The sequence below is a fragment of the Pseudomonas arsenicoxydans genome (assembly GCF_900103875.1).
Classification (GTDB): Bacteria; Pseudomonadota; Gammaproteobacteria; order Pseudomonadales; family Pseudomonadaceae; genus Aquipseudomonas; species Aquipseudomonas arsenicoxydans.
Window position 1 is genome coordinate 4,840,790 of sequence record NZ_LT629705.1, and the last position, 14,613, is coordinate 4,855,402.

General features: G+C 61.6%; 10 protein-coding genes. All 10 read left to right on the forward strand.

Annotated elements, in window-relative coordinates:
- Positions 1 to 503: 503 nt before the first annotated feature.
- The 10 genes from glgA (at position 504) to BLQ41_RS22620 (ending at position 14,502) form a co-directional block, all read left to right on the forward strand.
- Positions 504 to 2,090 carry a glycogen synthase GlgA gene (gene glgA, locus BLQ41_RS22575; RefSeq protein ID WP_090184558.1) on the forward strand — a complete coding sequence of 529 codons (1,587 nt, stop codon included), beginning with the start codon at positions 504 to 506 and terminating at the stop codon, positions 2,088 to 2,090.
- A gap of 16 nt (positions 2,091 to 2,106) precedes the next feature.
- Positions 2,107 to 3,903 carry a malto-oligosyltrehalose trehalohydrolase gene (gene treZ / locus BLQ41_RS22580; RefSeq protein ID WP_090184561.1) on the forward strand — a complete coding sequence of 599 codons (1,797 nt, stop codon included), beginning with the start codon at positions 2,107 to 2,109 and terminating at the stop codon, positions 3,901 to 3,903.
- Entirely contained in the window at positions 3,900 to 5,978 is a 2,079-nt protein-coding gene (malQ, locus tag BLQ41_RS22585) for a 4-alpha-glucanotransferase (protein ID WP_090184565.1), read from the forward strand. The genes treZ and malQ overlap by 4 nt, the downstream gene beginning before the upstream one ends.
- Positions 5,975 to 8,752, forward strand: coding sequence for a malto-oligosyltrehalose synthase (locus BLQ41_RS22590; RefSeq protein ID WP_090184569.1), 2,778 nt, complete (start codon positions 5,975 to 5,977; stop codon positions 8,750 to 8,752). Before malQ ends, BLQ41_RS22590 begins: the two co-directional genes overlap by 4 nt.
- Before the next feature lie 21 nt (positions 8,753 to 8,773).
- Positions 8,774 to 9,100: a DUF2934 domain-containing protein gene (locus BLQ41_RS22595; RefSeq protein WP_090184572.1), complete on the forward strand. Its 327-nt coding sequence runs from the start codon at positions 8,774 to 8,776 to the stop codon at positions 9,098 to 9,100.
- Between the two features lie 244 nt (positions 9,101 to 9,344).
- Entirely contained in the window at positions 9,345 to 11,504 is a 2,160-nt protein-coding gene (gene glgX / locus BLQ41_RS22600; RefSeq protein WP_090184575.1) for a glycogen debranching protein GlgX, read from the forward strand.
- A 1-nt stretch (position 11,505) separates the two neighbouring features.
- The gene (locus tag BLQ41_RS22605) at positions 11,506 to 12,495 is read left to right on the forward strand and encodes an acyl-CoA dehydrogenase family protein (protein ID WP_090184579.1); all 990 of its coding nucleotides are present in this window, start codon (positions 11,506 to 11,508) and stop codon (positions 12,493 to 12,495) included.
- Positions 12,492 to 13,250: a PIG-L deacetylase family protein gene (locus tag BLQ41_RS22610; protein WP_090184582.1), complete on the forward strand. Its 759-nt coding sequence runs from the start codon at positions 12,492 to 12,494 to the stop codon at positions 13,248 to 13,250. The genes BLQ41_RS22605 and BLQ41_RS22610 overlap by 4 nt, the downstream gene beginning before the upstream one ends.
- The gene (locus tag BLQ41_RS22615) at positions 13,247 to 13,846 is read left to right on the forward strand and encodes an SAM-dependent methyltransferase (protein ID WP_090184585.1); all 600 of its coding nucleotides are present in this window, start codon (positions 13,247 to 13,249) and stop codon (positions 13,844 to 13,846) included. The genes BLQ41_RS22610 and BLQ41_RS22615 overlap by 4 nt, the downstream gene beginning before the upstream one ends.
- A complete protein-coding gene (locus tag BLQ41_RS22620) occupies positions 13,843 to 14,502 on the forward strand; it encodes a glycosyltransferase (protein WP_090184588.1) in 660 nt (219 codons plus the stop codon). The genes BLQ41_RS22615 and BLQ41_RS22620 overlap by 4 nt, the downstream gene beginning before the upstream one ends.
- The last annotated feature ends 111 nt before the right edge of the window (positions 14,503 to 14,613 follow it).

A 14,613-nucleotide genomic window follows, 5' to 3' on the forward strand; every position in this document is an offset into this window, starting at 1 on the left:
TTGCCCGCGATGGGTCCCTGAAACCCACACCATTCCCTTGATCCGCCCGCACCACAATGGTGCGACGCAACGCAAAACCCGCCCGTTTCCGTGACTTGCCAGTCCCGTTTTGACTCACTATAAAAAATAAACCTGCACTTCGTCGGTGCGTTTCCCCCTGTAAGCCGTGTGCCTTTACCCTCTTTGAACCGATTGTCGAACAATTTCGCCACTTGACCTCCCCCGCTCTAGGATCTGGCCTAGACTCATTTTCGCGAGGTAAAACCGGTCGGTCATCTGGCGGTAAAAAACTCGAAACTTTAGGTCGTGGCCAGGGGTCAGGTTAAAGGTAGGGCTTAAGCGACTGGTGTATTCCTTGCAACGGCCCCTCCACCCATTTTGCTTTAACGCATTGGGCAGCACTTGCTCACCTATGCGTCGCGCGTTCGCGCCCGGCCACAGGATTTGGCCACGACACCGTTTGTGCCGGACTAAGAATTAGATCAACAACACGGGAGATTCATATGATAAGTGCGGCTTTAGATATTCAGGGAGAGCGTGCTCATCAGCAGGTCGGCGAATCGAGCGCCGTGGTTGCTCCGAGCGCTCAATCGATCAGCGTGCCAGGCACCAAGACGCTGACACCGGCTGCCAGTCAGAATCCGAATCGAAAGAAAGTGTTATTCGTCACCTCCGAGATTGCCGACCTGGTGAAGACCGGTGGTTTGGGTGACGTCTCCGCCGCATTGCCACGGGCCATGTCTCATCTGCACGACGTGCGGGTACTGATCCCGGGTTATCCGCAAGTGCTGCACAGCGAAAATCCGATCCATATCATTGGTGAAATGGGAGGGCACGCCGCATTGCCACCCTGCAAGATCGGCCGCATGGACATGCCGGACGGTCTGGTCATTTACGTGTTGATCTGCCCCGAACTCTACGAGCGCGAAGGTTCTCCTTACGGCGCCAACAACGGCCGCGACTGGCCGGACAACCATATTCGTTTTGCCCGCCTGGGCCTTGCCGCCGCCGATATCGCCGCCAACCTTGCACAAATTCACTGGTGCCCGGACCTGGTGCACGCCCATGACTGGCCTGCTGGTCTCGCCCCTGCCTATATGCACTGGCGTGGGCAGCGCACCCCGACGTTGTTCACCATCCATAACCTGGCGTACCAAGGCGTCACCAGCCTTGGATCGTGCCCGGAACTCGGTATTCCCATGCACGCCTTGCAACAGGAAGGCATGGAGTTCTACGGCAAGATGTCGTTCCTCAAGGCCGGCATGGCCTATTCGAGCCACATCACCACGGTGAGCGCCACTTACGCTCAGGAAATCACCACGCCGGCTTTCGGCTGCGGCCTCGACGGTTTTCTGGCCGCCAAGACCCAGCAAGGTTTGCTCAGCGGCATTCCCAACGGCATTGATGAAAGCTGGGACGCCGCCACCGACCCGCACCTGTTCTGCCCGTTCACCATCGGCGATTGGGAAGGCAAAGCGGTCAATGCCGCCCATGTGCGTGATCTGTTTGGCCTGGATGACTCAGAAGGCCCTCTGTTTGCCGTGGTTTCGCGCCTGGTCTATCAGAAAGGCCTGGACCTGACCGAAGCGGTCTCCGAATACATCGTCAACAACGGTGGCCAGATCGCCATAATCGGTCGGGGCGAACCGGAAGAAGAACAGGCCATGCGTGAACTGGCCCTGCGCTTCCCCGGGCAGATCGGTGTGCGCATCGGTTTCAACGAAACCGATGCGCGGCGCATGTTTGCCGGCAGCGATTTCCTGTTGATGCCGTCGCGTTATGAGCCTTGTGGCCTGAGCCAGATGTACGCCCAGCGCTTCGGTTCATTGCCGGTCGCACGCAACACCGGCGGCCTGGCCGACACCATCGAGAACGGCGTGACCGGTTTCCTGTTCGACGAATCCACGGTCGAGAGTTATCAGGAGGCCTTGAGCCGTGCGTTCAAGGTATTTGCATTCCCTGACCTGCTCAATGCCATGCGTTGCCGTGCCATGACCGCGCCATTCAACTGGTGCCAAGCCGTCGAACCCTACGCCGAACTCTACGAACAACTTGTCGCCAAAGCCCTGGGTAAATCAGGGAAACAGTAAAAAGAGGCTTTCAAAGATGCCGTTACGGACCCTTGAGACCTGGCCCCACGGCGCAATTATGCTGGACGCAGAACACACGCGTTTTGCCTTGTGGGCGCCAGATGCGTTTTATGTCAGTGTCGAACTGGAAGATGGACAATCCTTGCCGCTACTGCCTCAGGCCGATGGCTGGTTCGTGATCAAGACCCGCTGCCCCGCGGGTACGCGTTACCGTTACAACATTGATGGCGAGCTGGAGGTGCCGGACCCGGCCTCCCGCGCGCAGGCAGGCGATATCGGCGACCACAGCGTGGTGGTCGATCCCCTCGCCTATCAATGGCAAAACAGCGCCTGGACAGGCCGCCCCTGGAACGAGGCCGTCATCTACGAACTGCACGTCGGTACGCTCGGCGGCTTCAGTGGTGTCGAGCAGCACCTGGCGCGACTGATCGAGATAGGCATCACCGCGATCGAACTGATGCCGCTGGCGCAGTTCCCCGGTGACCGCAACTGGGGTTACGACGGGGTGCTGCCGTATGCGCCCCAGGCTTCCTACGGTTCCCCGGAACAACTCAAACACCTGATAGACACCGCGCACGGCTTGGGCCTGGCGGTGATACTGGACGTGGTCTACAACCACTTCGGCCCCGATGGCAATTACCTGCATCATTACGCCAAAGGCTTCTTTCGCGAAGACAAGCACACCCCGTGGGGCGCGGCGATCGACTTCCGACGGCGCGAGGTCCGTGACTTCTTCATCGACAACGCGCTGATGTGGCTGCTCGAGTACCGCTTCGATGGTTTGCGCCTGGACGCCGTGCACGCCATCGAGAGCCCGGACTTTCTCCAGGAACTGGCACAACGGGTGCGTCAGCAGACCGACCCGGTGCGAAACGTCTGGCTCATGGTTGAGAACGAGCACAACCAGGCCAGCCTGCTGGAGGAAGGGTTCGACGCACAGTGGAACGACGACGGGCACAATGCCCTGCACGTTCTGCTGACCGGCGAAACTGACGCCTACTACGCCGACTATGCCGAACAACCGACCGAACAACTGGCGCGATGCCTGAGCCAGGGGTTCGTGTTTCAGGGCCATATGACGCGCCACGGCACGCCCCGGGGCGAGCCCAGCGGTCACTTGCCCCCCAGCGCTTTCGTGCTGTTTCTGCAAAATCACGACCAGATCGGCAACCGCGCGTTCGGCGAGCGCCTGCATCAACTGGCCCCTCCCGACGCGCTGAAAGCGGCCACCGCGTTGCTGTTGCTGTCGCCGATGATCCCGCTGATGTTCATGGGCGATGAATTCGCCGCCGAGGAGCCGTTCCTGTTCTTCACCAGCCATCACGGCGAACTGGCGGAACTGGTGCGCGAAGGTCGACGCAATGAATTTGCCGCATTCAGCGCCTTTGCCGACCCGCACAAGCGCGAACAGATTCCCGATCCGAACGCACCGCAGACGTTTGAAGCATCGCGCCCGAAGCTATCATCGATTGAGCAATCGTCGGTGTACGCGCTGTATCGCCGACTGCTGCACTTGCGCCACCAGCACATCATCCCGCGCCTTCCCGGGGCCCAAGCCTTGGGGGCCGACGTCCTGGCCAAAGGCGCGGTCAGCGCACGCTGGCGTATGGGCGACGGCAGTGAGCTGCGTATTGACCTGAACCTCGGCAACACGCCTGTGGTCCACACCCCACAGGTCGACGCTGCGTTGCTGTTCGAATATCCGCCGCATTCTGCCGACCTGTTGGATCAGGGCACGCTTGCCCCGTATTGCGCGCTAGTCAGCCTCACCGCTGCAGCCCCTTTGCTACCCTCTGATGGAGAGCGCCAATGAGCGACGCGCAACTTGAAATACTGGCCGGCCGTGCTGGCCTGGCCGTTGACTGGATCGATGCCAACGGTCGCCCGCAAAAAGTCGCCCCGTCGGTGCTACGCGCCGTCCTGACCGGCCTCGGCCACCCAGCCAGCAGCGCCCAGGAAATCGACGCCAGCCTGTTGCAACTGCAAGAAGTCCAACAGACGCGCCACCTGCCACCGCTGCTCACCTGCGATGTCGGTGTCGGCCTGGACCTGGCGCATTACTTCGAGCCCGAAACCCCTTGCGAAGTCCACCTTGAAGACGGCTCCCGGCTGAACCTCAAGCTCGACGCGCAGGCGGTTCTGCCGGGGCTGATCCCGGTCGGCTATCAGCATGTCAGCATCGATGGACAGTCATTCACCCTGGCGGTAGCACCCGAGCGCTGCTACAGCGTCGGCGATGCGGTCGACACTCCGATCCCGCGGACATGGGGCCTGAGTGTCCAGCTGTATTCGCTGCGTCGTCCCGGTGATGGCGGTTTCGGTGATACCCAGGCGCTGGAAGACCTCGCCCGGGTTGCCGGTGAACGGGGCGCCGAAGCCCTGGCGATCAGTCCGTTGCATGCCATGTTCGGCAGCGACACCCACCGTTACAGCCCGTATTCCCCGTCCAGCCGATTGTTCCTCAACAGCCTGTACGCCGCCCCGGGCGCCATTCTCGGCGAACGCGCCTGGCGTGCCGCGATTGATGCAACCGGGCTGGCCGGCGAACTGCAACAGCTGGAAGAACAGGCGCTGATTGACTGGCCCGTGGCCGCCGCCGCCAAGCACCGCTTGCTGCAAGCCCTGTACGAAGGGTTTGTGCAAGGCGAACACCCGCTGCACGCCGACTTCAGCAGTTTTCGCCACGCAGCCGGTGAAGCGTTGGAAAATCACTGCCGCTTCGAAGCCATTCAGGAAGCACGCCTGGCCAAGGGCGAAAGCCTCGACTGGCGCGAGTGGCCGGAACAATGGCGCAACCCGCGCAGCGCCGCCCTCGCCGAATTTGCCGAAGAGAACGCCGGACGCATCGGCTTCTTCGCCTTTTGCCAATGGCTGATTGCCCGCTGCCTGGAGCGCGCGCAATCCGCCGCCCGTGGCGCGGGCATGAGCATCGGGCTGATCGCCGATTTGGCGGTGGGTGCCGACGGCGGTGGCAGCCAGGCCTGGAGTCGCCAGGACGAACTGCTCGCCTCGCTGACGGTCGGCGCACCGCCAGACATTCTCAATCGCACGGGCCAGGGCTGGGGCATTTCGGCGTTTTCCCCTGAAGGCCTGGTGCGTAACGGCTTTCGCGCATTCATCGAAATGCTGCGCGCCAACTTTGCCCACGCCGGCGGATTGCGCATCGATCACGTCATGGGCCTGCAGCGGCTGTGGGTGATCCCCAACGGTTCACCGCCGGCCGACGGCGCCTACCTTTATTACCCGGTAGACGACCTGCTGCGGTTGCTTGCCCTGGAATCCCATCGCCATCAGGCGATTGTGCTGGGCGAAGACCTCGGGACCGTGGCGGAAGGCCTGCGGGAAAAACTCATTGCCCGCTCGATCCTCGGCATGCGCGTGCTGTTGTTTGAACAGGACAACACGCACTTCAAGCCAATGCTTGAGTGGCCGGACAATGCCCTGGCGACCACCAGCACCCATGATCTGCCGACCCTCAATGGTTGGTGGCATGGCCGTGATATCGACTGGAACGCCCGACTGGGCCTGGTCGATGCCACGGGTGAAATCGAATGGCGCCAACACCGTGAGCGCGAGCGTGAAGGCCTGCGCCGTGTGTTGAGCGAGGACCCGCAGAACTTTCGCGAAGAGTCCCATGAAACCGATCAGGTGCTCGACGCGGCCATCCGCTTCCTCGGTCACACCCGGGCGCCACTGGTCTTGTTGCCGCTGGAAGATGCCCTGGGCATCGAACAACAGGCCAACCTGCCCGGCACCATCGACACGCATCCCAACTGGTCGCGGCGTCTGCCCGGTGCCAGCGAGGCGTTGCTTGATCACCCGGACGCCGCCCGGCGCCTGGAATTACTCGCCTGTGCGCGACTTCAGGCCGGCGAGCGTGACCAATGAATCATTCGGACCTCCAGCCGCTGCGGGCGACCCTGCGGCTGCAATTTCATAAAGGCTTCACACTGGACCAGGCTGTCCCGCTGGTCCCGTACTTTGCCAGCCTGGGCATCAGTCACCTCTATGCCTCGCCGCTGCTCGCGGCCCGTGCCGGTTCCATGCATGGCTACGACGTGGTGGACCCCACCACCGTCAACCCCGAGCTGGGTGGCGAAGCGGCGTTGCACCGTCTGGTGGCTGCGTTGCGCGAGCACAAGATGGGGCTGATCCTCGACATCGTGTCCAACCACATGGCCGTCGGCGGCAGTGACAATCCGTGGTGGCTGGACTTGCTTGAATGGGGTCGCCTGAGCCCTTACGGCGAGTTCTTCGACATTCAATGGCACTCGCCCGACCCGTTGATGGAAGGCCAGTTGCTGCTGCCTTTCCTCGGCAGCGATTACGGCGTCGCCTTGCAGGACGGCACCCTGCCCTTGCGCTTCGATGCGCAGCGCGGTGCCTTTTATGTCGAGCACTACGAGCATCACTTCCCGATCTGTCCGTCCAGTTATGGCGAACTGCTCAGAAGCGACGACGAAGCGCTGAAGTTTCTCGCGGACCGCTTCAGTGCCTTGAGCTACCAGACGGACGCTTATGGCCTGGCAATACCGCTGAAAGCCGAGTTGCGCGAGCTCGCCAGCAACCCCGCGATCCTGCAGTGCATCCAGGACAATATCAGCCAATTCGATTCGCTGACGCCCGAGGGTTTTCAGCGACTTCACAACCTGCTCGAACGCCAGAGCTATCGTCTGGCGAGCTGGCGTACGGCAGCCGATGACATCAACTGGCGGCGCTTTTTCGATATCAACGAACTGGGCGGCCTGCGGGTCGAACGGCCGGCGGTGTTCGAAGCGACGCATGCAAAAATTTTCGAGCTGGTGGCGCAAGGCCTGGTCGACGGTCTGCGTATCGACCACATCGACGGCCTCGCCGACCCGCGCGGCTATTGCCGTAAACTGCGGCGTCGGGTCGATACCCTGTCGCCCGACCGGCACCTGCCGATCTTCGTCGAGAAGATCCTTGGTGAAGGCGAAACCCTGCACCGCGACTGGTCGGTGGACGGCACCACCGGTTATGAATTCATGAACCAGTTGTCGCTGCTGCAGCATGATCCGCAAGGTGCCGAGAACCTGGGCAACTTGTGGAATCTCTACAGCGAACGGCCCGCCGACTTCCGTCAGGAAGCGCAATTGGCACGCCAGCAAATCCTCAACGGCTCACTTGCCGGGGATTTCGAAAGCGTTGCCCAAGCGTTGCTGCAAGTGGCCCGCGATGACCTGATGACCCGCGACCTGACACTCGGTGCGATCCGCCGGGCGTTGCAGGAACTGATCGTGCATTTCCCGGTGTACCGCACCTACATCAGTGCGCGGGGTCGCTCTGGCGAAGACGATGTGTTTTTCCAGCAAGCCATGGACGGGGCCCGGCAGGCCCTCAGCGAAGCCGATTGGCCCGTGCTTGACTGCCTGGCCGGATGGCTCGGTGGTGAACCGTGGCGCCACCGGCCGGTTGGTCGCCAGCGCAAGATCCTCAAGCATGCCTGCGTGCGTTTCCAGCAATTGACCTCCCCGGCCGCGGCCAAGGCCGTGGAAGACACCGCGTTCTATCGCTCGGCGGTTCTGCTGTCGCGCAACGACGTGGGCTTCAGCACGGAGCAGTTCAGCGCCCCCGTGGCGGATTTTCATGCGGTCTGCGCCAACCGTCTCGCCGAATTTCCAGACAACCTGCTGGCCACCGCGACCCACGACCACAAACGCGGCGAAGACACCCGAGCGCGGCTCGCGGTGCTGAGCGAACGCAGCGCCTGGTACGCCGAGCAGGTTGCGCACTGGAGAACCCTCGCCAGCCCCTTGCGTGACGACGAGCAGATGCCGTCGGCCGGCGATGAGCTGATCCTCTACCAGGCAATCCTCGGCAGTTGGCCGCTGGATTTGCGCGACGACGATCAATCGGCGCTGGAGGACTACAATCAGCGTGTGTGGCAGTGGCAACAAAAAGCCCTGCGCGAAGCCAAGTTGCAAAGCAGCTGGAGTGCGCCGAACGAGGCTTACGAACAAGCCGCTCAGCAATTCCTGCAGCGCCTGCTGTTGAGCCCCGAAGGTCAACTGCTGCGCGCAGCACTGGGTAACGCGGCGAAAACAATCGCCGTCCCTGGCGCCCTCAATGGTTTGGCGCAAACCTTGCTGCGAATGACCGTGCCAGGGGTGCCGGACCTGTATCAGGGCAACGAGTACTGGGACTTCTCACTGGTCGATCCGGACAACCGCCGGCCCGTGGATTACGCCAGCCGCCAACAGGCCATGCAGGCGTCCGTGAATCTGCCCGATCTACTGACCCGCTGGCGTGACGGGCGCATCAAGCAATCCTTGATCGCCCAGACGTTGAACCTGCGGGCGGAGCATGCCGAGCTGTTCCAGCGAGGGACGTATCAAGCCCTTGAGGTGGTCGGCAGCCAGGCTCACCGTGTGTTGGCCTTTGCTCGAGAACATGAGGGAAAACGCGCCATCGTGATCGTTCCGATACGTTGCGCCGCGTTGCTGGAAAACAGTGCAGAACCTCAGGTAGAGGCGCTGCGCTGGGGCGATACGCGGGTCAAATTACCGTTCGCCGCCTCTGAAGAAAATCTGAAGGGACTTTTTTCCAGCACCGCAGTCACACACCACAAGGAGCTGAACATCAGCGCCGCGCTGGGGGATTTCCCGGTCAATCTCTTTATTCAAACGTTTACCAAAGCTTGAGTTCAGTTCAGGAGTATTGCGATGAGTACCGACGATAAACGCGTTCGCGAATTTGCCTATCAAATCTGGGAATCGGAAGGGAAACCTGAGGGCCAGGACGCCCGGCATTGGGAAATGGCTCGCAAACTGGCTGAAGCAGAAGCCCTGGCGCCGAGCAAGTCGCCGAAGGCCGCTGGCAGCAAAACTGCGGGCACCAAATCCCCTGCGGCTAAAAGCGCCAATGGCAAGGCTGCGCCGCCAAAGGCCAGCGCCAAAGCCAAGCCTGCCGCGGCCTCAAAAGTGATTCCGCCGGGCGAAAAAGCCGCTGACAAAAAGCCTAAGGCGCCGCGTAAACCGCCTGCGGTCTGACGCTTCCCGACATTGAATTGATTGACCTCGTGGCGAGCCCCCTCGCCACATTGGGCGCGTTCGCCCATAAAAAACCGGAACACCCCGTTCCCTGTAGGAGCTGTCGAGTGAAACGAGGCTGCGATCTTTTGATCTTGATCTTTAAGCAACATCCAAAGATCGCAGCCTCGTTTCACTCGACAGCTCCTACAGAGGGCCGGTGGACACCACACTATTTGCGTCACCCCTATTTGCAGGAGCATGTATGACCAGTCCAAAAAAAGCCGCGCCAGAACCTCACGTCGAGGCCTCGCGAATTCGTGAAGGCCTGCCCTTCCCGCTGGGCGCAACCTGGGATGGTCTGGGGGTCAACTTTGCCTTGTTTTCCGCCAACGCGACCAAGGTCGAGCTGTGCATCTTCGACGATGCCGGCGAGGTGGAAATCGAGCGTATCGAACTGCCTGAATACACCGACGAGATTTACCACGGTTACTTGCCCGACGCCCATCCTGGCTTGATCTATGGCTACCGCGTTTATGGTGCCTATGACCCGGCCAACGGTCATCGCTTCAACCACAACAAACTGCTGATCGACCCGTACGCCAAGCAGCTGGTTGGCGAATTGAAATGGTCCGAAGCCTTGTTCGGCTACACCATCGGCCACCCCGACGCCGACCTCAGCTTCGATGAACGCGACAGCGCGCCGTTCGTGCCCAAGTGCAAGGTGATCGATCCGGCTCACACCTGGGGCAACGACCAGCGCGTCAGCGTGCCGTGGGACAAGACGATCATCTATGAGACCCACGTGCGCGGTATCAGCATGCGTCACCCTTCCGTCCCCGAGAACTTGCGTGGCACCTTCGGCGGGCTGATGGTCGATGACGTGCTGGAACACATTCGCAAGCTCGGCGTGTCGTCGGTGGAATTGCTGCCCATTCACGCCTTCGTCAACGACCAGCATCTGCTGCACAAAGGCATGACCAATTACTGGGGCTACAACAGCATCGCGTTCTTCGCCCCGGACCCACGCTACCTGGCCAGCGGCAAGATCGCCGAGTTCAAGGAGATGGTCGCGCACCTGCACGAAGCCAATCTGGAAGTGATCCTCGATGTGGTCTACAACCACACCGCCGAGGGCAACGAGCAAGGCCCGACCCTGTCCATGCGCGGCATCGACAACGCCTCATACTATCGCTTGATGCCGGACGACAAACGCTACTACATCAACGATTCCGGCACCGGCAACACCCTGGACCTGAGTCACCCGTGCGTGCTGCAAATGGTCACCGACTCCCTGCGCTACTGGGCCACGGAAATGCACGTGGACGGTTTCCGCTTTGACCTGGCGACCATCCTCGGCCGTTACCACGAAGGCTTCGACGAACGTCACAGCTTCCTCGTCGCCTGCCGTCAGGACCCGGTGTTGCGCCAGGTGAAAATGATCGCCGAGCCTTGGGATTGTGGTCCCGGCGGTTATCAGGTCGGTGGCTTTCCACCGGGCTGGGTCGAGTGGAACGACAAGTTCCGCGACACCGTGCGTGCCTTCTGGAAAGGCGATGAAGGTCAACTGGCCGACTTCGCCAGCCGCATGACCGCCTCCGGCGAGATGTTCAACCAGCGTGGCCGTCGCCCGTATGCATCGATGAACTTCATCACGGCGCACGACGGTTTCACCCTCAATGACCTCGTGTCGTACAACGACAAGCACAACGAAGCCAACGACGAAAACAATCAGGACGGCAGCAACAACAACCTGTCCTGGAACCACGGCGTCGAAGGCCCGACCGACGATCCCGAGATCAACGAACTGCGCCAGCGGCAGATGCGCAATTTCTTCGCCACGTTGCTGCTGTCCCAAGGCACGCCGATGCTGGTGGCCGGTGACGAATTTGCCCGGACCCAGGGAGGCAACAACAACGCGTATTGCCAGGACAGTGAAATCGGCTGGGTCAATTGGGACCTCAGCGAAGACGGCAAGGCCCTGCTCAAGTTCGTCAAACGCCTGATCAAGCTGCGCCTGGCTTATCCGATCCTGCGTCGCGGACGCTTCCTGGTGGGCAATTACAACGAGGACATCGGCGTCAAGGACGTCACCTGGCTTGCGCCGGATGGCAGTGAAATGTCCTCCGAACAATGGGAAGAAGCCCACGGCAAATGCCTCGGCATGCTGCTCGACGGTCGCGCCCAGGAAACCGGCATCCGCCGCAAGGGCGGTGACGCGACCCTGTTGCTGGTGGTCAACGCACACCACGACATCGTCAACTTCACCTTGCCCGAAGTGCCTGATGGCGGTCACTGGACCTGCATGATCGACACCAATCAACCGTCGATTCGCGGCCAGGAACGCTTCGATTTCGGTGTCGAATATTCCGTCACCGGACGTTCGCTGCTGCTGTTCGAATTGCAGCATGAGGAAGAAGAGTGAAATGGACCTACAGGCGTTTCTCAGTCGCCAGCCACCGGACTACGCCGATACTCGGGCGTTAGGCCGGTGCCTGTGGGCGCTGGTCGAGGCCAGTCTCGATCAGCTGCCGCTGCCGGGTAGCGGCCGGACGCTGGAGCGGTTGCAGCGTTTGGCCGAGGTCGGCGCCCACGATTTGGGGTTGTGCAAATTGTACGAAGGCCATACCGATGCGCTGGCGATCATCCAGCAACTCGGTGGCTCGCCAACGCCGGGCAGTACGTGGGGCATGTGGGCCGCGGAACCGCCGCAAGCCAAGGTTCGGGTCAGCCCTCAGGGCCAGATGGTGGCGCTGAACGGGCGCAAGGCCTGGTGTTCGGGTTCGGCGGTGTTGAGTCATGCCTTGCTCACCGCCTGGGACGAACAAGACCGTCAGCAATTGGTCGCGGTGGCACTGGATCAACCCGGTGTGACCGTTACCGACGAGGGCTGGCAAGCGGTCGGCATGGGCGCCACCGGCAGCGTAGAGGTAACGTTCGACGGTGCTGAAGCGCAGGCCATCGGCAACCCTGGCGACTACCTGCAACGGCCCGGTTTCTGGCAAGGCGGCATCGGCATTGCCGCCTGCTGGTACGGTGCAGCACAAAGCCTCGCCGAACGCCTGCGAACTCATTGTGCTCAACGTGAAGAACCCCATGCCCTCGCCCACCTGGGTGCAGTCGACAGCGCGCTGCACGCTGCAGCCGAGGTGTTGCGGGTCAGCGCGCTGGCCATCGACGCCGCGCCACTGGACGACGCGGAAATGCTCGCCCGGCGCGTTCGCGCAGTGGTGGAACACGCGGTCGAACAAGTCATCCAGCACGTCGGTCACGCCTTGGGTGCCGGACCTTATTGCAAGGACCGACAGTTCGCGCGATTGATCGCCGATTTACCGGTGTTCCTGCGTCAAAGCCACGCTGAGCGAGATCTCGCGGCGCTTGGCAAACAGGTCCTCAACGGAACATGGACGTTATGAAAGCAAACCCCATTGTCGGCCAGGGCACGCCCCTGCATTTATGGCAAACCTCCCATCACTTGGCGCAACTGCCGGTGATCGACATTCTTGACCTGGTGCCCGAAGGCGCCCGTGCCGTCATCATCGCTCCGCACCCGGATGACGAAGTGCTCGGCTGCGGTGGATTGCTGCAATTGCTCGCCGCTGCCGGTCGCCCCTTGCAACTGATCTCGGTCACCGATGGCAGCGCCAGTCACCCAGGCTCAAAGCGCTGGCCGGTGGAACGACTGAGCGCGGTTCGCCCGCAAGAGTCAGTCGAAGCCTTGCGCCGCCTCGGCCTGCCACTGCACAGCCTGAAATGGTTGCGCGGCGGCTTCACTGACAGCCATGTGGCCGACCGCGAAGACGAGTTGAGCACGTTCATCGAACGGCATCTACGGCCCAACGATGTGGTCTTTACCACGTGGCGCGAAGACGGTCATTGCGATCACGAGGCGGTAGGCCGAGCCAGCGCCGAAGCGGCAACCCGCGTCGGCGCGACCCTGCATGAGCTGCCCGTGTGGACCTGGCATTGGGCCGCGCCCGAAGACAGCTTCGTGCCATGGCAGCGCGCACGCAAAATCCTCCTCGACCCGGCGCTGGTCGCGCGCAAACGCCACGCCATCCACGCCTTTGCCAGCCAACTGGAAGGCGACCCGCACATCGGCTTGCCGCCGGTGCTGGCGCCTTTTGTGCTGGAGCGACTACTGCAACCGTTCGAAGTGGTGTTTCTATGAGCGTCGAGGATCGCTATTTCGACGGTTTGTTTGCCGGCAACGATGATCCATGGTCGTTCCGTCAACGCTGGTATGAACAGCGCAAACGCGCAGTCACCCTCGCCGCCCTGCCTCGCCCCCGCTACCGCGCGATCTTCGAGCCCGGCTGCGCCAACGCTGAGCTGAGCTTTGAACTGGCCAGTCGCTGCGATCGCTTGCTGTGCTGCGATACAGCGGCGGCTGCCGTAGCGCTCGCCCGTACGCGGCTCGGGCCGTTCGATCACGCCGAGGTTCGCCAAAGCCGATTGCCCGAGGATTGGCCAGACGAGAAATTCGACCTGATCGTGATCAGCGAAATCGGCTATTACCTCGACGCCGAGGACCTGAAGCAGCTGATCGTACAGGCCGAGCAGTCATTGACCGCCGACGGCCAGCTCCTGGCCTGCCACTGGCGTCCGCCCATCGACGGCTGCCCGCTCAATGCGCGGCAAGTCCATGACATGCTCCACGAACATCTGCATTTACCGCGTCTGGTCCTGCATCAGGAAGCGGATTTCCTGCTTGAACTCTGGAGTCGCGAACCCCGTTCTGTGGCGGCGCTGGAGGGTTTGCGATGATCGGCATCCTGATCCCGGCGCATAACGAAGAAGACCTGCTCGAAGATTGTCTGCAAGCGGCGCTGCTCGCCGCGCAACACGAACGACTGGACGGCGAAACCGTCGAGATACTGGTGGTACTCGACAGCTGCACCGATCGCTCATCAGAGATCGTCAGTAGTTTTCCAGTGCACTGCCTGGCAATCGAGGCGCGCAATGTCGGTCAGGCCCGTGCCGCTGGCGCGCACTTTCTGCTGGAGCGTGGTGCGCGCTGGATTTCCTGCTCCGATGCCGACAGCCGTGTCGCCCATGACTGGCTGGTGGCACAACTGGCGCTTGATGTCGACGCGGTCTGCGGCACGGTGACGGTCGAGGCGTGGCACGAGTCGTTCGACGAGTCGGCGCAGATTCGCTATCACCAGCACTATCAGGCCCGTGACGGCCATCGGCATATTCACGGCGCCAACCTGGGCATCAGCGCCGAGGCCTATCAGCGTGCCGGTGGATTCGAACCGCTGGCCTGTGATGAAGATGTGCAACTGGTGCGACAACTTGAACGCTGCGGCGCCAATATTGCCTGGAGTCATCGCCCGCAAGTGCTCACCAGCGCCCGCCTGGACAGTCGTGCCCGCGGCGGTTTCGGTGATTATTTGCGAGACCTGGTACAAACCGATTAAAAAAAAACGCTTCGGATGAAACGGCGAGGCGACGAATAGCGTGTCTTGAGCAATACTCTCTGCGCGGCAATCCAGGGTATGGAGCGCGGCACATCGCTATTAAACAGAACA

Bases quoted from the DNA above. Each gene is read 5' to 3' on its own strand.
- glgA (WP_090184558.1), top strand. From the start codon at position 504: ATGATAAGTGCGGCTTTAGATATTCAGGGAGAGCGTGCTCATCAGCAG.
- treZ (WP_090184561.1), top strand. From the start codon at position 2,107: ATGCCGTTACGGACCCTTGAGACCTGGCCCCACGGCGCAATTATGCTG.
- malQ (WP_090184565.1), top strand. From the start codon at position 3,900: ATGAGCGACGCGCAACTTGAAATACTGGCCGGCCGTGCTGGCCTGGCC.
- BLQ41_RS22590 (WP_090184569.1), top strand. From the start codon at position 5,975: ATGAATCATTCGGACCTCCAGCCGCTGCGGGCGACCCTGCGGCTGCAA.
- BLQ41_RS22595 (WP_090184572.1), top strand. From the start codon at position 8,774: ATGAGTACCGACGATAAACGCGTTCGCGAATTTGCCTATCAAATCTGG.
- glgX (WP_090184575.1), top strand. From the start codon at position 9,345: ATGACCAGTCCAAAAAAAGCCGCGCCAGAACCTCACGTCGAGGCCTCG.
- BLQ41_RS22605 (WP_090184579.1), top strand. From the start codon at position 11,506: ATGGACCTACAGGCGTTTCTCAGTCGCCAGCCACCGGACTACGCCGAT.
- BLQ41_RS22610 (WP_090184582.1), top strand. From the start codon at position 12,492: ATGAAAGCAAACCCCATTGTCGGCCAGGGCACGCCCCTGCATTTATGG.
- BLQ41_RS22615 (WP_090184585.1), top strand. From the start codon at position 13,247: ATGAGCGTCGAGGATCGCTATTTCGACGGTTTGTTTGCCGGCAACGAT.
- BLQ41_RS22620 (WP_090184588.1), top strand. From the start codon at position 13,843: ATGATCGGCATCCTGATCCCGGCGCATAACGAAGAAGACCTGCTCGAA.